The sequence below is a fragment of the Streptomyces alboflavus genome (genome assembly GCF_000716675.1).
In the GTDB taxonomy this organism is placed as follows: Bacteria; Actinomycetota; Actinomycetes; order Streptomycetales; family Streptomycetaceae; genus Streptomyces; species Streptomyces alboflavus.
Map to the genome: position 1 here is coordinate 1 of NZ_JNXT01000103.1, position 18,108 is coordinate 18,108.

An 18,108-nucleotide genomic window follows, 5' to 3' on the forward strand; every position below is an offset into this window, starting at 1 on the left:
CACCCCCGAAGTCCCCACCCCCGCCGAATCCGCCACCGCCGAAGTCCCCACCGCCACCGAAGTCCCCGCCACCGAAGTCCCCGGACGAGAAGTCGGCGCCGGACACGTCCCCGCCCTCGTAGCCGCCCCCGCCGAAGTCCCCGTATCCGGCGCCGTAGCTCGCCGCGTACGCGGGGCTCGCCATCATCGAGCCGAGCATCGTGCCGACGAGGAGGCCCGGGAGCAGGCCGCCGCCGAAGTAGCCGCCCGCCCAGGGGCCGTAGGCGGGTCCGGCCTCCCAGTAGGGCCGTCGTTCGCCGGAGTCGGTGGTCACGGTGCGGGCCATCGGGTCGTCACCGTCGGCGAGGCGCACCGCGTCGGCCGCGCACACCGGCACCTCGCGGCTCGCGCCGCCGTCGGGGGTCCACTCGGCGTCCTTCACGGAGGGGCCGTGCCGGGGGTCGAAGAAGCAGGGGGCGCGGCGCTCGGGCAGCGGGCGGCCCTCCCGGCGTGCCGCGAGCAGTGCCAGCGAGAACCGGCCGTCCTCCAGGGCCTGGGTGACGGCCCGCACCTGCTCGGGGCGCTCGGCGGCCGCCATGAACGACTTGGCCTTCTCGTAGGCGTCCAGGGACCGTTCGTAGTCCGCGCGCATGGCGTCGTCCGCGCCCGCCTCCGCCGGGTGGAAGTCGAGCCGGTCCAGCTCCTCGCCGAAGGCGGTGATGTCCTCGTCGACCACCACGCGCAGCTTGTCGAGGGCCGCGCGCTGCTCGTCCTCGCGGGCGCGGCGCTTGCGGCGGGCGAGGGCGTAGGCGCCCGCGCCGCCCGCGGCCACCACCGCGCCGACGCCGATCAGGGCGCCGACGGGCACCCCGTCGTCGCCGCCACCGGAGCTGCCCCAGGAGGCGGGCGCCGAGCCCCCCACCTGCGGCAGGGCCTGGTCGACGAAGTCGTTGAGCTGGGACTTGGCATCCTCGCCCTGGACCAGCGAGGACAGGTTGCCGACGGCGTTCTCCGAGAGGACGGAAGCGTCGGCCTTCGCGTCGAAGCGGTCGCCGAGGCGGACCGCGTAGGCGCCGGTGACGCCGGTGGCGGTGCGCAGGTCGCGGAAGAGGTCGTCGCGGCCGGGGAACGAGGCGGGGAGCACCGCGACGAACACCGGCTTGTCGGCCTTCTTGATCTTGTCGGCGAGGGCGTCCGCGTCGGCGGCGGAGAGCTGCGAGGCGGCGGCCTCGTCGACGTACACCGGGTTCTTCTTCAAGGCGTCGGCCACCGCCTGGACGTCCGTCGCGGCCTGGGCTCCGGGCGCCGCCGTGAGCGTGGCGCCGAGGGCCAGGAGCAGTCCGGACAGGATCAGGGTCAGCCGCGACGCCGTCTGCCTGGTGGGCCTCATACTTCACGCTAACTCCTCCACGGCCGGAACGTTCCCTCCGTTCGGCGGGGAAAGCGCCGGGAAAACGCTCGCCGCGTTCGGCTCCCGAAGTCTTGACGGGCCCTTGGGGCAGCAGTTAACTCACGCCTTGAACTAAGGCATGACGTAGCCATGACATCCCCATGGCTCCCGGCCCGACCCCACGAAGGGCGGAGAACGTCCCATGCGCAGACCCTCCACACCCCGGCGCCTCGCGCGCTTACTGACCGCCGGACTCCTCACCACGGCCGGGCTCACCGGCCTCGGCGTCTCCTCCGCGGAGGCGGCGGGCGAGCAGGTGTCCATCTGGCTGACCACGACCGACGACAGCGGCGGCCGCCACGTCACCCGGGGCCTCCAGCCGCAGACCCCGATCGCCTTCCAGCCCGGCACGGGCGGCGGGGGCACGAACATCACCGTCGACGAGAACACCCGCTTCCAGACCTTCACCGGCGGCGGCGCCTCCTTCACCGACACCGCGGCCTGGCTGATGGACGGCAGCGGGGCCCTCACCCAGGCCAAGCGCGACGAGACGATGCGCAAGCTCTTCTCGCCGACCGAGGGCATCGGGCTCTCCTACATCCGCAACCCCATGGGCGGCTCCGACCTGGCCCGCTTCGGCTACACCTATGACGACGTGCCCGCCGGGCAGACCGACCCGGGCCTCTCCCGCTTCTCCATCGCGCACGACCTCCAGGACGTGCTGCCGCTCACGAAGCAGGCCAAGCAGCTCAACCCGCGGCTGACGACGGTCGCCTCGCCGTGGACGGCCCCGGCCTGGATGAAGGACAGCGGGCAGCTCAACGGCGGCTGACTGAAGGCGGAGTACTACGCTCCCCAAGCTCGCGGGCGCGGGCCTGCCCACCAAGGTCCTCGCGCACGACTGGAACTGGGACACCTACGACGCGTACGCCGCCCAGACCGTCGACGACGCGGCCGTGCGCTCGCACCCCAACTTCGGCGGGATCGCCTGGCACGGGTACGGCGGCAACGTGCAGAAGCAGACCGAGATCCACAACAAATACCCGCAGCTCGACGCCTTCCAGACGGAGCTCCCCCAAGCTCTTAAAGAGCAGGGAGGTACCCCCATGGCGGAACCTGGATCGGCAATCAGCAGCGCGAGGACATGATGAACATCATCGACTACACCCGGAACTGGGCGAAGTCGGTGACGAAGTGGTCGCTCGCCGTGGACCAGAACCGCGGTCCGCACAACGGCGGCTGCGGCACCTGCGACGGGCTGATCACCGTGCACAACGGCGACGGTCGGCACGGGCAGGTCGACTACACCATCGAGTACTACACGATGGGGCACCTGACGAAGTTCGTGCAGCCGGGTGCCGCCCGTATCGCCTCCACCGCGAGCTCGGACGTGCCGAACGTGGCCTGGCGGAACACGGACGGCACAAAGGCCCTGATCGCCTACAACGACTCCGCGTCGGCGAAGACGGTCACCGTCAACTGGGGCGGGCAGCACGCGACTTACTCGCTGCCGGGCAAGACGTCGGCGACGTTCACCTGGAAGAGCTGACGGTCACGTGGACGGGCTGACCGCCGTCCGGATGAGCTGACGGTGCCCGCCCGGCCGCGCTGACGGGGGCCGGGCGGGGGCGCCGGGGCCAGGGCTCGTCCGGGGCTACTCGGTCGGCTCGACCCCGGCGCGCAGCAGGCCGTAGGTCACGGCGTCCTCCAGGGCCTGCCACGACGCGGCGATGACGTTGTCCGCGACGCCGACCGTGGACCACTCGCCGTCGCCGTCGGTCGTGGAGATCAGCACCCGGGTCGTGGAGGACGTGCCGTGCTTGCCCTCCAGGATGCGGACCTTGTAGTCCACCAGCTCCAGCTTGGCCAGCTGCGGGTAGATCCGCTCCAGGCCCACGCGCAGCGCCCGGTCCAGGGCGTTGACCGGGCCGTTGCCCTCCGCCGTCGCGACGATCCGCTCGCCCTTGGCCCACACCTTCACGGTGGCCTCGTTGGCGTGCGAACCGTCGGGGCGGTCCTCGGTGATGGCGCGCCAGGACTCCGTGCGGAAGTAGCGCCGGGAGCGGCCGTCGGCCTCCTCGCGCAGGAGCAGCTCGAAGGAGGCGTCGGCGGCCTCGTAGGTGTAGCCCGCGAGTTCGCGCTCCTTGACGCGGTCCACGACCCGGCCGATCAGCTCGCGGTCGCCGCCGAGGTCGACGCCCAGCTCCTTGCCCTTGAGCTCGATGGAGGCGCGCCCGGCCATGTCGGAGACCAGCATCCGGATGCGGTTGCCGACGAGTTCGGGGTCGATGTGCTGGTACAGGTCCGGGTCGACCTTGATCGCGGAGGCGTGCAGGCCGGCCTTGTGGGCGAACGCGGAGACGCCGACGTAGGGCTGGTGGGTGGACGGGGTGAGGTTCACGACCTCGGCGATGGCGTGCGAGACCCGGGTCATCTCGCGCAGCGCGCCCTCGGGCAGGACCCGCTTGCCGTACTTCAGCTCCAGGGCGGCGACCACCGGGAACAGGTTGGCGTTGCCGACCCGCTCGCCGTAGCCGTTGGCCGTGCACTGCACGTGGGTGGCGCCCGCGTCGACGGCCGCGAGGGTGTTGGCGACCGCGCAGCCCGTGTCGTCCTGGGCGTGGATGCCGAGCCGGGCGCCGGTGTCGGCGGCGACGGTGGCGACGACGGCCTGGACCTGGGCGGGGAGCATGCCGCCGTTGGTGTCGCACAGCACGACGACGTCGGCGCCCGCGTCGGCGGCGGCGCGCACGACCGCCTTCGCGTACTCGGGGTTCGCGCGGTAGCCGTCGAAGAAGTGCTCGCAGTCGACGAACACGCGGCGGCCCTGGGAGCACAGGTAGGAGACGGTGTCGCGGACCATCTCGACGTTCTCGTCGAGGGTGGTGCGCAGGGCCAGCTCGACGTGCCGGTCGTGCGACTTGGCGACCAGCGTGATCACCGGGGCGCCGGACGCGAGCAGCGCGTTGACCTGCGGGTCGTCGGCGGCCTTGGCGCCGGGTCGGCGGGTGGCGCCGAACGCGACGAGCTGGGCGTTCCTGAAGGTGATCTCCGCCTGCGCGCGGGCGAAGAACTCGGTGTCGCGCGGGTTGGCGCCGGGCCAGCCGCCTTCGATGAAGCCCACGCCGAAGTCGTCCAGATGCCGGGCGATGGTCAGCTTGTCCGCGACGGTCAGGTTGATGCCTTCGCGCTGCGCGCCGTCGCGCAGCGTGGTGTCGAACACGTGGAAGGAATCGTCGGGCACAGGTGAGGAATCGTCGGGCTTGCTGGTTTCCGTCATGCTGTCTTGCTCCTGTGTCGGATGTCGGTCTACCGGAAGGACCGGCTCCACCACCTCCATGATCCCGCGCGCCCCGTTTGCCGACTGTGGGTGGGCCGGAAAACGAAAAGACCCCTCGCGGGTGCGAGAGGTCTGCGCGCGGGTCGAGGACGACGGCGTCCGCTCTGTACATGATGTGTACGGGGCGGTCACTGCGGACCGGCGCGCTTGCTGCCAATAATCATGGCGAACATGAGCATGTCCGGCAGGGTGCCACAGGTTCTGTGGCACCCGCCTCGCTGTCTCACTATGCGGTCCGGCTCATGGTTCGCGCCCCGCGCGGCTGCAGGTGTACGCGTCAGCGCACATTGCGGCGTACGAAGACGTCGCGCGCCCCGTTCGTGTCGCCCGGGACCATGTTCGCCGCGTCCGAGGTGAACACGAACCTCTTGGCGTCGGCGCTCAGGGCGTAGGCGGGCCAGCCCTGGTCCTCGCTCTGGCCGCCGCCCCGGGGCACGTTGACGCGCCGGGTCACGCCGTCCTTCAGGTCCCGTACGTACAGCGGGCCCTTTGCCGGGTCGCCCGCGGTGAGTCCGGACGCCGAGGAGATGAAGCCGACGTGGCGGCCGTCGGGGCTGATGCGGGCCTGGTGGGAGTCGGCGTCGGTCTGGCCGCCGCCCGCCTTCCTCGTGACCTTCTTGAGGGCGCCGGTGCGGGTGTCGAGGCGGTAGACGTCGCTCTTGCCGTTGGTGTCGCCGGACAGCATCGGCTCGACGGTCTCGAAGGCCGCGTACCGGCCGTCCTTGCTCAGCGAGGGCAGTCCGACCTTGAGGTCCTTGCCGGTGGACGACAGGTCGAGGCGCTTGGTCGTGCCCGTGTTCGCGTCGTACGTGTACGTCCTGCCGCCGAGGCCGGGGCGGACCTGGCCCAGGGTGTAGCCGACGTGGCGGCCGTCGGCGCTCAGGCTCATCCCGCCGATGATCCAGGTGGGCTGGCCGGTGACGATCTCGCTGACCCGGCGTGTGGTGCCCTCCTTGCGGTCGCGGAGGTAGATGCCGGTCCACATGCCGTCGCCGCCGCCGTCGCCGTGCTCCTTCAGCTCCGAGACGAAGGCGACGTACCGGCCGTCGGCGCTGACCTGGGCCCCGACCACGTAGTCCCCGAAGACGGGCTTGTCGTCGTCGGAGAGGCTGACGATCTCGGTGCGGCCGGTCTTGCGGTCCTTCATGAAGGTGCCGCTGTACAGGCCGCCCGCCCGGTCCACCTGCGCGGAATAGGTGACGTACCGGCCGTTCGCGCTGATCGAGGGGTCGCCGGCGTGCGAGGTGTACTGCGCGCCGGAGTCCTGGAGGCTGATCCGCTCGACCTTCTTGGTCCTGAGGTCGCGCAGGTAGATGTCGTTGTGGTCGTTGGTGTCGCCCCGCACCAGGTTGGTGGCCTCGGACGCGAACACGGCGTAACGGCCGTCGGCGCTGATGTCCGGGGCGTCGGAAGGACCGTTCGCCTGGGTGCCGCTCGCCCCCACGCTCACCCGCTCGGTGCGGGGAGCGGGGGCGCGGGTGTCGGCGGCGGCCGCGGCCGGCAGGACCGCGCCCGTGACGGCGGCGACGAGCGCGGCGGCGAACGCCGCGCGGGTGGTGTGACGCATGGGTGGTTCCCCCGTGAGATGAGTGCTCGGTTCTCGTGCCTGTAGTGCTCGGTTCTCGTGCCTGTAGTGCTCGGTTCTCGTGCCTGTAGGGAGTGCCTGACGGGCACTTCTGGTTGCTAGCCGGACTGTCCGTCCTTCACTGTCCGCAGGAAGACGTCCGACAACCTGTTCGTGTCTCCTGTCACCAGATCGGGCGACGCGGAGTCGAAGGCCACGACGCTGCCGTCCCCGTTGACCGACGGCCGCCGGGCCGGGAGGTCGTTGCGCCCGCCGTCGACGTCCGCACTGATCAACTGCGTCTCGCCGGTGGCCAGTTCACGCAGGAACACGGCGGGCACCGCGGCCTTCCCCCGGCCCGGCCCCGCCGAGGTGTACGCGAGGTGCGCGCCGTCCGCGCTGAGCGAGGGCTCCGCCGTCCAGGACTTCGCGCCGGACCCCTTCACGAGTGTGGTGGTGTCGGTGTCGAGGTCGCGCACGAAGACGTTGACCCCGCCGTTGCGGTCGCCCGGCACGAGGTTGGAGGCGCGCGAGGTGAAGGCGACGCGCCGCCCGTCCGCGCTGATCGACGGCACGGACGAGGCCCCGTCGGCCGCGCCGCCGTCCCGGGCGACGGACACCTTCTCGACGGTGCCGGTGTCCATGTCGCGGACGTGGACGTCGCGGCCCTGCCGGTAGGCCACGTACCGGCCGTCGCGGCTCACGTCCGAGTCGCTCGCCGCGCCCGCCCCCGGCGAGTCGTCGCTGACCCGGTCGACGGTGCCGCCGTGGAACACGAACCGGTAGATGTGCGACCGCGGTTTCTCGCCGGGGTCGGTCGGCGGCAGCGTGGCCGTGAAGGTGAGCCACTGGCAGGAGGGGTCGACGGTGGGCTGACCCGCCGAGGTGAAGTGGGCGCCCTGGTAGCCCCGGACGTACGAGTACTTGCCCTGGGCGATGTTGTGGGTGTAGACGACCGGCCGGTCGTCGGGCAGTGGCGGGTAGGACACGTCGGTGGACTCGGAAACGAAGCCGGTCTGGCGGCCGCTTGCGCACGGCGACCCGTCGTAGGAGGGCCCGCTCGGCCAGCCGCTGATCGGGCTCGTGCCGGAGTGCGTGAGTTTGTAGACGTCCGGCTGCCCGTTGGTGTCACGGTCCCAGACCGGCCCTTCGGACGTGAAGGCGGTGACCCGCTCCTCCCCCATGTCCGCGTCGTACGACGCCGCGTCGAGCTGACCGCCGTCCCGCGTCACGCTGACGCGTTCCGTGGCGGGCGCCACTCCGGCGTCCGGGCCCGCCTGCGCGGGGATCGTGCCCATCAGGGCGACGAGCACCCCGGCGGCGACCGCTCCGGTGGTGACGCGCGCTCCGTAGCTCATCATCATGTGCTCGCCCCCGGTCCGGTCGGAAGGGTGCGGACGAAGACGTCCCTGACCCCGTTGGTGTCCCCCGCCACCAGGTCGGCCGACGCCGAGTCGAAGGCGACGACACTGCCGTCGTCGTTGACCGAAGGACGCCGGGCCGGGCGGTCGTTGCGCCCGCCGTCGATGTCCGCGCTGATCAACTGGGTCTTTCCCGTGGCCAGTTCACGCAGGAACACGGCGGGCACCCGAGCGCCCTCGCCCCGTACCGCCGAAACGTACGCGAGGTGCGTGCCGTCCGTGCCGAGCGCCGCGTCGTAGGTCGTCGCGCGCTGCGACTCGCCGCGCACCAGGCGGGTCGTCCCCGCGTCGAGGTCGCGCACGAAGACGTTGACGCCGCCGTTGCGGTCGCCCGCCGCGAGGTCGGACGCGGTCGAGTCGAAGGCGACGTGGCGGCCGTCGCCGCTCAGCGAGGCGCCGGACGAACGGCCGTCGGCCGGGCCGCCGTCGCGGGCCACGGACGCCTTCTCCAGGGTGCCGGTGTCCAGGTCGCGTACGTAGACGTTCCCCCGGGACTCGTACGCCACGTACCGGCCGTCGTAGCTGATCGAGGAGCGGTCGGCCCGTGCCGAGGGCTCGCTGACGAGGCGGACCGTGCCGTCGTAGATGCGGTAGCGGTAGACGCGCGGCTGTCCCGCGGTGCCGTCGGGGCCTTCGAGGGCCGCTGTGAACGACACCCACATGCAGTCGTCGCTCACCTTGGGCCGGGCCGCCCACGCGAAGGGCGTGCCTTCGAAGGACTGGCTGGCGCGGGAGACCTTGCCCACGGCGCGGTTGCGGACGTAGACGGTCGGGCGGTCGTCCGGGGCCGGAGTGGACGTGATGTTCGTGGCCTCGGAGACGAAAGCGGTCATCCGGCCGCTCGCGCACGGCGCGCCGCCGCGGGACGGGCCGTTGCCCGTGCCGCGCGGGTGGCCGGAGCTGATGACGGAGTCGCCGAAGTACACGTCGGTCAGGCCGTTGGTGTCGCCCTCCCACACCGGACCGGCCGTCGTGAAGGTGGCCCTGGCGGCGAACCCCGCCGACAAGTCCTGTCCGTACGACGGCACGTGGAGCTGCGCGCCGCTCCGGTCCACGCTGGCCCGCACCGTCGTGGGCCCGGCGGGATCCGGGTCGGCGTGGGCCGGTGCGACGGCCGCCGCCGTGAGGGCGGCCGTCAGGACGGCCACGGTTCTCGCTGCCTTGCTCGCCGTGCTTGCCTCGCTCATGAAGGTCCCCCGTGGGTGGGTTCAGCGGGTGTGGCGCAGGAAGATGTCGGTGCTGCCGTTCGTGTCGCCCGGCACCAGGTCGGCGGCGGCCGAGGTGAAGGCGACCGTGCGGCCCCCTGCGGTGACGGATCCGGGCGTGACGGCGCCGGGTCCGACGGGCGTGCGCCTGCCGGTGCGGACGTCGAGGACGGTGAGCGCGGTGCCGTCCGCGCCCTCGGCGAGGACGGCGTGCCGGGCGTCCGGGCTCGCGGCCTCGGCGGGCCTGTCGGCGACCTCGCGGGCGGCGCCCTTGCGCAGGTCGTACGCGTACGTCCGGCCCCCGGCGGCGAACAGCGCGGTGCGGCCGTTCCCGGCGAGCTGCACGAACCCCGCATCGCCGAGGCCCCGGTCGAGCTGCGTGGTCGCGCCGGTCCCCCGGTCGCGCACGAACAGGTCCACGCCGTCCGCGCCCCGGGTCGTGTACGCGAGGAGCCCGCCGTCGGCGCTCAGGGACGCGGGCCCGAACCAGCTGTCGCCGCCGATCAGTTCGTCGGCCCCGGTGGCCAGGTCGCGGACGCGCAGGTGCTGTGCCGGGCGGAAGCGGTCGCCCGAGGTGTACGCGACCTTGTCGCCGTCGGCCGAGACGGCGCGGAGCAGGCCGGTGCCGTGCCCCGGCGCCCCCACGTTCACGTTCCGGCCCGTCTCCCGGTCGTACACCATGGGCGCCGGGGACTTGGTGCCCGCCGTGTGGCCGACGCGGCGGCCGTCGCGGCTGAGCAGCGGCGTGCCCCAGGAGGAGTCGCCGCCGTTCGGGATCGGGGTCAGCGCGCCCGTGACCCGGTCCTTCAGGACGAGGCAGGTGTACGTCTGCTGGTGGCAGCGCAGCCGCTCCGCCTTGGTGGCGAAGGCGACGTACCGGCCGTCGGCGCTGATCCCGGCGTCGAGGGAGCGTCCGTCGAGCTGCGCCCCGTCGCCCGCGGTGCTCACCCGCTCGGTGCGCGGCGCGCGCGGGCCCGCCCCGGCCTCGGCGGCCGACAGGGTCGCACCGCTGACGGCGAGGGCAAGTGCCGTACCCAGGAAGGCTTTCGCGCACCTCATACCGGCCTCCCCCGTCACCGCGCGTGCCGTACGAAGACGTCCGGCACGCCGTTCGTGTCGCCCGGCACCAGGTCGGTGGCGCCCGAACTGAACACGACGGCACGGCCCTTGGCACTCACCGCGCCGTGGCCCGCCCGCGCATCCGCGGGGCCGACGTCCGTGCCGCGGCCGGTGCGCAGGTCGAGCAGGCGCAGCCCGTCGGCGGCGGAGAGGACGACGTGGCGGCCGTCGGCGGTGGCGGACCTGGCACGGCCGTCCGCGACGCGTGCGGTGGCGCCGGTGCGCACGGTGTGGACGTACAGGCCGCCTCCCGCGTTGAACAGGACGCGGCGGCCGTCGCCGGTGAGCCGGACCAGCTCGGCCGTGCCGAGGCCGGTGTCGAGCTGGACGCGGGCGCCCGTGGCGGGCTCCTTGAGGAAGACGTCGCCGCTGTCGTCGGGGCCTTCGCCGTAGCCGCCGATCTGGTACGCGACGCGGGTGCCGTCGTCGGCCACGGACGCCCCGCCCTTGTCGCCCTCCTCCGGCGCCGAGATCAGCTCGTCCGTGCCGGTGGCGGTGTCGCGGACGTACAGCAGGCGGGCGTTCTGGTTGCCGTTGCGGTTGCCGACGGTGTAGGCGACGCGGGTGCCGTCGGGGCTGATCGCGTGCACGGCGCCGAGTTCGTTGCGTCCTGGCGGGTCGGCGGGCCAGAGGCGGGTGGTGGCGCCGGTGACACGGTCGTGGAGGTGGGGCATGGCGAAGCGCTTGTTGGCGGTGAAGGCGACGCGGCCGCCGTCGTCGCTGAGCAGCGGGTTGCCGTAGAGGTGGCCGCTGCCGAGGTCGATGCCGGTCAGGGCGCCCGTGCGCAGGTCCTTGAGTTTCAGGCAGTGCAGATAGGTGTCGCAGCCGAGGGCGGGCGCCCGGGTCACGAACGCGGCGTGCCGGCCGTCGCCGCTGATCGCGCCGTCCGTCGAGCCGCCGTCGAGCTGGGCGCCGTCGGCGGCGGTGCTGAGGCGGTCGGTGCGCGGGGCGCGGGTGCCGGTGGTGTCGGCGTGCGCGGTGGCGGTGGCCGCCGTCAGTGAGGCGCCGCTCAGGGCGAGGGCGAGGGCGGCAGCCGCCAGGGTCCTCGCGCGCCCGCCGCCGTGCCGAGCCGTGCCGTGCCGGGCCGTGCTCACCGGCGCGTCCACTTGAAGACGTCGTTCAGGTCGTTGGTGTCGCCGGGCACCACGTCGGTCTCGCCCGAGGTGTAGACGACGGTGCGGCCCTTGGCGCCGACCGCGCCGGGGACGGCGGTGCCGGTGCCGACGACGTGCACGCGGCCGGTGCGCAGGTCGCGCAGGCGCAGCGTCGAGGCGTCGTCGGAGTAGAGGAGGTGGCGGCCCTCGGGGCCGACGGCCTTGGCCGAGGTGCCGGAGAAGTGCCGGACCTTGCCGGTGCGCAGATCGCGTACGTAGGCGCCGTTCGCGGAGTTCAGGACCACCGTGCGGCCGTTGCCGCTGATCTCGACGAGCTTGGAGGCGGTGCCGTCGTCGACGCGCCTGAGGCTGCCGGTGTCGCGGTCCCGGACCCAGACCTGCTTGGTGCCCGCGTCCTCGTAGGCCACGAAGCGGCCGGTGTCGCTGAGGGACGGGTTCACCATGTCGCGGGCGGCGTCGGGCGGTCCGTCGCTGACGACCTCGCGGGTGTCGGTGGCCCAGTCGTAGACCTCGATCCGGTACGGGTCGGCGGGGTGCTGCGGGCGCAGGACGTACGCGACGTGGCGGCCGTCGGCGCTGATCTCGGACTCGCCGGAGCCCTCCTTGAAGCCCCTGGCGTCGACGCGGCGCTTCTCCCCCGTCGTCAGGTCCACCACGAACGCGTTGGTGGTGTGCGAGCCCCAGTCGAGGTACGTGGCGAAGCGGCCGTCGTCGCTGACGCTCGGCGCGGTCAGGCTGTACCGGATCCTGCTGACCTTGCCGGAGTCCTGGTCGCGGACGTGCGCGGAGCTCTGGGGCCGCGGGTAGGTGTCGGGCGTGAGGTTGGTGGCCGCGCTGCTGAAGGCGACGTGCCCGCCGTCGGACGTGACGGTGGCGGCGCCCGACGTGCCGTTGGCCTCGGTGCCGTCGGCGGCGACGCTGACGCGCTCCACGCGGGGCGCGCGGCGCTCCGACTGGGCGGCCCCGGCCGTGTCGGACGGCTCGGCCGCGTGCGCGGCCGACGGTAACGCGACGGCGGCGAGCGCGGTGGTGAGCGCGGCCGCGGACAGGGCACGAACTGCTCTGCGCATGATTCCCCCCGGAATCCCCTCGGCGCGCCCGCGCTGCCTCTGGGCGCGCCGCCCCCGGCCCGGCGCCGAGGGCCCACCGGGATACAAGCGCTTTCTCCGACGCCCCGCAATCCGCAGGAGTGCGTACAACCTGGACGCCCCCTCGGGCGTCCGTGGGCGCGGCGGCTATCCCTGCGGTGCGAGCGTTTCGTCCAGGAACTCCCTTGCGTGCGCGAGGACTTGGTCCCGTCCGGTGCCGCGCAGGCCGATCGCCACATGGATGGAGAAGCCGTCGAGCAGCGCCCGAAGGCGGGCCGCGTACCGGTCGGCGTCGACGGCGCGGAACTCCCCGCGCGAGACGCCCTCGGCGAGCAGCGCCACCAGGTCGCGGTGCCAGGAGCCCTCGATGGCGGCCTGCCGGTCGCGCCCCTTCTCGTCCGCGTTCAGGGACCGGTTCCACACCTCCAGCCAGAGGATCCAGTGCGGGTCGCGGTGCCCTTGCGGGACGTACAGCTCGACGTACGCGTCGAGGCGGGCGCGGGCCGGGCCCTGCCGGGCGAGCAGCCGTCCGCGCTCGGCGCCGAGCCGCCCCTCGCTCCACTCCAGGGTGCGCAGGAGCAGCTCGTCCTTGGAGCCGAAGTAGTAGAGGAGGTGGCCGCTGCTCATGCCGACCTCGCGGCCGAGCGCGGCCATGGTGAGCTGTTCCAGGCCGCGGTCGGCGATCATCTCCATGGCCGTCGCGAGGACGTCCTCCCGCGGGGGCGCGTTCCTGCGTGCGCTGCGCGGGGCGCTCGCTTCGGCCACGTGGTACTCCGGCTGCTAGATCCTTGGCTGCTGCTGGGTGATGCAGTGGATGCCACCACCCCCGGCAAAGATCGTACGGGCGTCGACGAGGGTCACGGTCCGGCGCGGGAACAGCCGCCGGAAGATGCCCGCGGCCAGCTCGTCATGCGGGTCGTCGAACGCGCACAGCACGACGCCGCCGTTGCACAGGTAGTGGTTGATGTACGAGTGGTCGACCCAGCCGTCGTCGTCGGCGAGCGCGGTCGGCGCGGGCATCTCGACGATCTCCAGGGTGCGGCCGCGCGCGTCCGTCTGCCCCTTGAGTACGCCGATGACCTCGCGGCTGACCTCGAAGTCCGGGTGGGCGGGGTCCGCCTGCGAGTGGACGAGGACGACGCCGGGGGCGGCGAACGCGGCGACGATGTCGACGTGGCCGAGGGTGCCGAAGCCGTGGCCGGGGTAGTCGGCGGTGAGGCCGCGCGGCAGCCACAGGGCCTTGCGGGTGCCGATGCGGGCGTGCACCTCCGCCTCGACCTGCGCCCTGGTCCAGCCGGGGTTGCGCTCGGGGCCGAGCTGCACGGTGTCGGTGAGGAGCACGGTGCCCTCGCCGTCGACGTGGATGCCGCCGCCCTCGTTGACCAGCGGCGAGGAGTGCGTCTGCGCGCCCGCGAGGTCCGCGACATGGCGGGCGATCTTCGCGTCGTGCTCCCAGCTGGCCCACTCCTGCGCGCCCCAGCCGTTGAACGTCCAGTCCACGGCGCCGAGGCGCCCGGCGCCGTCGGTCACGAAGGTCGGGCCGATGTCCCGCATCCAGGCGTCGTCGAGCTCGCGCTCCACCAGCTCGACGTCCGGGCCGAGGAGTTCCCGGGCCTCCGCGGACTGGCCGGGCCCGCACACGACGGTGACCGGCTCGAAGCGGCGGACGGCGCGGGCGACAGCGGCCCAGGCGCGGCGGGACTCCGCGAGCGCCCCGGGGTCGTCGAAGGTCACGTTCGGTCCCGGCCAGGCCATCCAGGTGCGCTCGTGCGGCTCCCACTCGGCGGGCATGCGGAAGGTCATCGGGGCGGTCATGGGAGCGGTCCTCACAGGAAGTACAGGCGGTTGAGGGAGACGGAGTCGGCGGGCTCCGAGCGGAGCGGGTCGCCGTCGAGGCTGACCAGGCCGGTGCGCTGGTCGACGTCGACGGCGCCGGTGCGGGAGTTCAGGAGCAGGTCGGCGGGGCCGATGCCGCGGGTGCCGCGCACGGCGACGCGGCGGCGCCGGGTGGGCATCAGGTCGTTGCCCTGCTCGACGGCGGCCCCGGCGACGAAGGCCACGGAGATGTCGGCTGGGGTCGCGCCGTACGCGCCGAACTGCGGCCCGAGGACGAGGGGTTCGCAGGTGTCGGTGGCGGCGTTGGGGTCGCCGACGACGCCGTACGCCGGGAACCCGGACTTCAGGACCAGCTGCGGCTTGGCGCCGAAGAACTCGGGGCGCCACAGCACGATGTCCGCGAGCTTGCCGACCTCGATGGAGCCGACCTCGTGGGCGAGGCCGTGGGCGAGGGCGGGGTTGATGGTGAGCTTGGCGACGTACCGAAGCACGCGGCCGTTGTCGTCGTGCGGCCCGTCGCCCTCCATGGGGCCCAGCTCGGCCTTCATCTTCCCGGCCATCGCGAAGGTCCTGCGGACGGTCTCGCCGGCCCGGCCCATGCCCTGCGCGTCGGACGAGGTGATGGCGATGGCGCCGAGGTCGTGCAGGACGTCCTCGGCGCCCATGGTTCCGGCGCGGATGCGGTCGCGGGCCATGGCCGCGTCACCGGGCAGGTCGGTCTTCAGGTCGTGGACGGACACGATCATCCCGTAGTGCTCGGCGACCGCGTCCCGCCCGAAGGGCAGCGTGGGATTGGTGGAGGAACCGATGACGTTCGGCACGCCCGCCATCTTCAGCACGTTCGGCACATGCCCGCCGCCGCACCCCTCGATGTGGAAGGCGTGAATGGTCCGCCCCTCAAGGACGCTCAGGGTGTCCTCGACCGACAGGCACTCGTTCAACCCGTCACTGTGCAGCGCGACTTGGACGTCGTACTCCTCGGCGACCCGCAGCGCCGTGTCCAACGCCCGCGTGTGCGCGCCCATGTCCTCGTGCACCTTGAAGCCGGACGCACCGCCCTCGGCGAGCGCCTCGATCAGGGGGGCCTTGTCGGAGGACGAACCCCGCCCGAGAAAACCGATGTTGACGGGCCAGGCGTCGAAGGCGTTGAACGCATGCCGCAGCGCCCAGGGCGAGTTGACCCCGACCCCCCACACCGGCCCGAACTCCTGGCCGATGACGGTGGTGACGCCGGAGGCGAGGGAGGCCTCCATGATGCGCGGCGACAGGAGATGCACGTGGGTGTCCACGGCACCGGCGGTGGCGATCAGCCCTTCCCCCGACACGATGGAGGTCCCGGTGCCGACGACCACGTCCACGCCGTCCAGGGTGTCGGGATTCCCGGCCCGCCCGATGGCGTGGATCCGCCCCTCCCGGATCCCGATCGACACCTTCCGGATCCCCAGGACGGCATCGATCACGAGCACATTGCTGATCACGACATCACAGGTCTCCCGCACAGCGGCAGCCTTCAGATGCAGCCCGTCCCGGGCCGTCTTGCCGAACCCGGCCAGGAACTCGTCCCCCGCCGACTGGGCATCGGACTCCACCCGCACCACAAGCCCGGAATCCCCGAGGACCACCCGGTCCCCGGCCCGCGGCCCGTGCACGGAGGCGTACTCGTAGGGGTCCATCACTCGCCCTCCTCAGGGGTGCTCGCTCCGAGATAGCCGCAGGCCGCCGCCCTGCGCAGGGCCTCCTCCTTGGCGCCGGGCGCGTCGAGCGGACCGTCGACGAGTCCGGCGAAGCCGATGGCGACGCGGGCGCCGCCGATGGGCACGAGCCCGGCCTCGACGCGTTCGCCGGGACCGAAACGCAGGGAGGAGCCGGCGGGGACGGCGAGCCGCATGCCGTAGGCGGCGGCGCGGTCGAAGTCGAGGCGCGGGTTGGCCTCGAAGAAGTGGAAGTGCGAGGTCACGCTGACCGGCACGGACGCGGTGTTGTGCACGGCGAGGGTGACGACGGGCACGCGGTCCGGCGTGGACGGGGCGGGCCGCAGCGCGCCGGGGGCGTCCGGGCCGAGGGAGCCGCCGCCGATCGGGTCCGCGACCGCCGCGAGCCGCGACCCGTCGTCGAAGACGGCCTCCACGTGCACCTCGGTGACGACGTCCGCGACGCCGGGCAGCACGTCGTCGGGGCCGAGGACGGACCGCGCCCGCTCGATGGCCTCGGCGAGCCGGGCCCCGTCGCGGGCGGCCTCGCAGACGGTGTCGGCGATCAGGGCGGTCGCCTCCGGCACATTGAGCCTGAGGCCGCGCGCCCTGCGGGCCCTGGCCAGCTCGGCGGCGCCGAAGAGCAGCAGCCGGTCGCGTTCCGTGGGGGTAAGGCGCACGCCGCCACTCCTCGCATCCGTGGGTCACCGGGTCCGGACCCGGACCCTCCGGATCGACCACTTAGAGCATCACTCTAAACGTCAAACCCTCAGACCGAAACCATTGACGTGGACGCAATACGTCCTTCACATTGAACGGCACTCAAACACCCGCATTCACCGAAGCCCGATTCGAGCGAGCGTCAGGGGCAGCCCATGCCGATAGAACAGCGCGGAGTCGACACCATCCCCGAGGAGGAACGCACCAGCGGGCCGCGGGACGTGGTCTCGATCCTCCTCGGCTCCAACCTCTGCCTCGGAGTGATCGTCTTCGGCTGGCTGCCGGTCTCCTTCGGGCTCGGCTTCTGGCAGTCGGTGAGCGCGGTGGTGGCGGGCACGCTGATCGGCACGGCGCTCACGGCGCCGCTCGCGCTGGTCTCGCTGCGGACCGGCACGAACCTGTCGACATCGTCGGGCGCACAGTTCGGCGTCCGCGGCCGGCTCGTCGGCTCGGTCGTCGGGCTGCTCCTGTCCCTCGGCTACACCGCGCTGACCATCTGGATCGGCGGCGACGTCATGGTCGGCACCCTGCACCGCCTCACCGGCCTGCCCGCCGACGGCCTCTCCTACAGCCTGGTGTACGCGCTGCTCGCGGCGGCCACGGTGGCCGGGGCGGTGTACGGCTACCGGGTGCTGCTGCGGCTCTCCCGCATCCTCGCCGTCGGCATGACCGCCCTGCTCGTCCTCGGCGTCTTCGCCTACGCCCCGGACTTCACCACCGCGGCGCTGCCCGGCGCGGGCGGGTACGCGCTCGGGTCGTTCTGGCCGACGTGGCTCCTCGCGCTCGTCGCCGCGGGGCTCTCCGGGCCCATCGCCTTCATCACCCTGCTCGGCGACTACACCCGCTACGTCTCACCGGCGCGGCACAGCTCCCGCTCCGTCCTGCGCGCCACTTGTCTCGGCCTGACCGCCGGGCTCCTCGTCCCGCAGCTCTTCGGCACCTTCACCGCCTACGCCGCCCGCGCGGCCCTCGACTACGCCGAGCCGCTGGTCTCCGCCGCGCCCGGCTGGTACCTCGTGCCGCTGCTGCTCGCCGCGTCCGCCGGGTCCGTCGGGAACGCCGGTCTCATGCTGTACTCCATGGGGCTCGACCTCGACGCGATCGTGCCGCGGGCCTCGCGGGCGCGGGCCACGTACACCGTCGCGGTGGTGGCCACGGGGTGTGTCTTCGTCGGGCACTTCGCGTGGTCCGCGCAGGACGCGATGACGTCCTTCGTGCTGCTCCTCACGGCGATCGGGACGCCGTGGGCCGTGATCACCCTGATGGGGTTCGTACGCTGCGGCGGGGTGTACGACGCCGACGCCCTCCAGGTCTTCAACCGGCGGTCCCGGGGCGGGCGTTACTGGTTCCGGTCCGGCTGGAACCCGTGGGCCACGGCGGCCTGGGCCCTGGGCGCGACCGTCGGCCTCCTCGCGGTGTCCCTCCCCTCCTACGAGGGGCCGCTCCTGCCCCTCACCGGCGGGGTGGACTGCAGCTTCCTGCTGTCGGGGGTGGTGGGGGGTGCCGCTTACGCGATGTACCCCAACCCCTCCCCTTCCCGATCCCGGGGCTCCGCCCCGGACCCCGCTCCTCAATCGCCGGAGGGGCTCTCTCCCACCCACCCGCCCCAACTCTCCACAGACTGACCAACAGCCCGGCAC

General features: G+C 72.9%; 13 protein-coding genes and 1 pseudogene. 2 read left to right on the forward strand and 12 right to left on the reverse strand.

Going from position 1 to position 18,108, the window contains the following annotated elements; genetic code table 11:
• On the reverse strand, positions 1 to 1,369 hold a 1,369-nt coding region (locus OO63_RS46220), incomplete at its 3' end, for a hypothetical protein (RefSeq protein ID WP_033264929.1).
• Between the two features lie 202 nt (positions 1,370 to 1,571).
• On the opposite strand from OO63_RS46220, the pseudogene OO63_RS41830 reads away from it, so the two are divergent.
• Positions 1,572 to 2,909 (forward strand): annotated as a pseudogene (locus OO63_RS41830) (glycoside hydrolase family 30 protein); the annotation flags it as partial.
• 114 nt (positions 2,910 to 3,023) lie between these two features.
• On the opposite strand, the gene cimA reads toward OO63_RS41830, so the two are convergent.
• From cimA to ureA, 11 genes are all read right to left on the reverse strand, one after another.
• Positions 3,024 to 4,649: a citramalate synthase gene (gene cimA / locus OO63_RS39730; RefSeq protein WP_030363522.1), complete on the reverse strand. Its 1,626-nt coding sequence runs from the start codon at positions 4,647 to 4,649 to the stop codon at positions 3,024 to 3,026.
• 337 nt (positions 4,650 to 4,986) lie between these two features.
• Complete coding sequence (locus OO63_RS39735; protein WP_030363521.1) at positions 4,987 to 6,276, reverse strand: TolB family protein; 1,290 nt, start codon at positions 6,274 to 6,276, stop codon at positions 4,987 to 4,989.
• A gap of 116 nt (positions 6,277 to 6,392) precedes the next feature.
• On the reverse strand, positions 6,393 to 7,637 hold the full coding sequence (locus tag OO63_RS39740) for a TolB family protein (RefSeq protein WP_106983550.1): 1,245 nt from the start codon (positions 7,635 to 7,637) through the stop codon (positions 6,393 to 6,395).
• A complete protein-coding gene (locus OO63_RS39745; protein WP_030363519.1) occupies positions 7,634 to 8,881 on the reverse strand; it encodes a TolB-like translocation protein in 1,248 nt (415 codons plus the stop codon). Before OO63_RS39745 ends, OO63_RS39740 begins: the two co-directional genes overlap by 4 nt.
• Positions 8,882 to 8,902: 21 nt before the next feature.
• Positions 8,903 to 9,958, reverse strand: a complete 1,056-nt coding sequence (locus OO63_RS39750) for a TolB-like translocation protein (protein WP_051811715.1) — start codon at positions 9,956 to 9,958, stop codon at positions 8,903 to 8,905.
• A 14-nt stretch (positions 9,959 to 9,972) separates the two neighbouring features.
• A complete protein-coding gene (locus tag OO63_RS39755) occupies positions 9,973 to 11,112 on the reverse strand; it encodes a hypothetical protein (RefSeq protein ID WP_157854134.1) in 1,140 nt (379 codons plus the stop codon).
• A complete protein-coding gene (locus OO63_RS39760; RefSeq protein WP_030363516.1) occupies positions 11,109 to 12,203 on the reverse strand; it encodes a TolB-like translocation protein in 1,095 nt (364 codons plus the stop codon). Before OO63_RS39760 ends, OO63_RS39755 begins: the two co-directional genes overlap by 4 nt.
• A gap of 165 nt (positions 12,204 to 12,368) precedes the next feature.
• Entirely contained in the window at positions 12,369 to 12,914 is a 546-nt protein-coding gene (locus OO63_RS39765; protein ID WP_234311472.1) for a TetR/AcrR family transcriptional regulator, read from the reverse strand.
• Between the two features lie 87 nt (positions 12,915 to 13,001).
• Positions 13,002 to 14,036, reverse strand: coding sequence for an agmatine deiminase family protein (locus tag OO63_RS39770; RefSeq protein ID WP_030363514.1), 1,035 nt, complete (start codon positions 14,034 to 14,036; stop codon positions 13,002 to 13,004).
• An 11-nt stretch (positions 14,037 to 14,047) separates the two neighbouring features.
• Complete coding sequence (locus OO63_RS39775; RefSeq protein WP_030363513.1) at positions 14,048 to 15,730, reverse strand: urease subunit alpha; 1,683 nt, start codon at positions 15,728 to 15,730, stop codon at positions 14,048 to 14,050.
• On the reverse strand, positions 15,730 to 16,428 hold the full coding sequence (gene ureA, locus OO63_RS39780) for an urease subunit gamma (RefSeq protein ID WP_030363512.1): 699 nt from the start codon (positions 16,426 to 16,428) through the stop codon (positions 15,730 to 15,732). Before ureA ends, OO63_RS39775 begins: the two co-directional genes overlap by 1 nt.
• A 195-nt stretch (positions 16,429 to 16,623) precedes the next feature.
• On the opposite strand from ureA, the gene OO63_RS39785 reads away from it, so the two are divergent.
• Positions 16,624 to 18,093: a cytosine permease gene (locus tag OO63_RS39785; protein ID WP_051811719.1), complete on the forward strand. Its 1,470-nt coding sequence runs from the start codon at positions 16,624 to 16,626 to the stop codon at positions 18,091 to 18,093.
• Positions 18,094 to 18,108: the final 15 nt, after the last annotated feature.

What these genes read in the sequence shown, in the direction of transcription:
- cimA (WP_030363522.1), bottom strand. Translation starts at nt 4,649, where the DNA reads ATGACGGAAACCAGCAAGCCCGACGATTCCTCACCTGTGCCCGACGAT.
- OO63_RS39735 (WP_030363521.1), bottom strand. Translation starts at nt 6,276, where the DNA reads ATGCGTCACACCACCCGCGCGGCGTTCGCCGCCGCGCTCGTCGCCGCC.
- OO63_RS39740 (WP_106983550.1), bottom strand. Translation starts at nt 7,637, where the DNA reads ATGATGATGAGCTACGGAGCGCGCGTCACCACCGGAGCGGTCGCCGCC.
- OO63_RS39745 (WP_030363519.1), bottom strand. Translation starts at nt 8,881, where the DNA reads ATGAGCGAGGCAAGCACGGCGAGCAAGGCAGCGAGAACCGTGGCCGTC.
- OO63_RS39750 (WP_051811715.1), bottom strand. Translation starts at nt 9,958, where the DNA reads ATGAGGTGCGCGAAAGCCTTCCTGGGTACGGCACTTGCCCTCGCCGTC.
- OO63_RS39760 (WP_030363516.1), bottom strand. Translation starts at nt 12,203, where the DNA reads ATGCGCAGAGCAGTTCGTGCCCTGTCCGCGGCCGCGCTCACCACCGCG.
- OO63_RS39765 (WP_234311472.1), bottom strand. Translation starts at nt 12,914, where the DNA reads ATGGAGATGATCGCCGACCGCGGCCTGGAACAGCTCACCATGGCCGCG.
- OO63_RS39770 (WP_030363514.1), bottom strand. Translation starts at nt 14,036, where the DNA reads ATGACCGCCCCGATGACCTTCCGCATGCCCGCCGAGTGGGAGCCGCAC.
- OO63_RS39775 (WP_030363513.1), bottom strand. Translation starts at nt 15,730, where the DNA reads ATGGACCCCTACGAGTACGCCTCCGTGCACGGGCCGCGGGCCGGGGAC.
- OO63_RS39785 (WP_051811719.1), top strand. Translation starts at nt 16,624, where the DNA reads ATGCCGATAGAACAGCGCGGAGTCGACACCATCCCCGAGGAGGAACGC.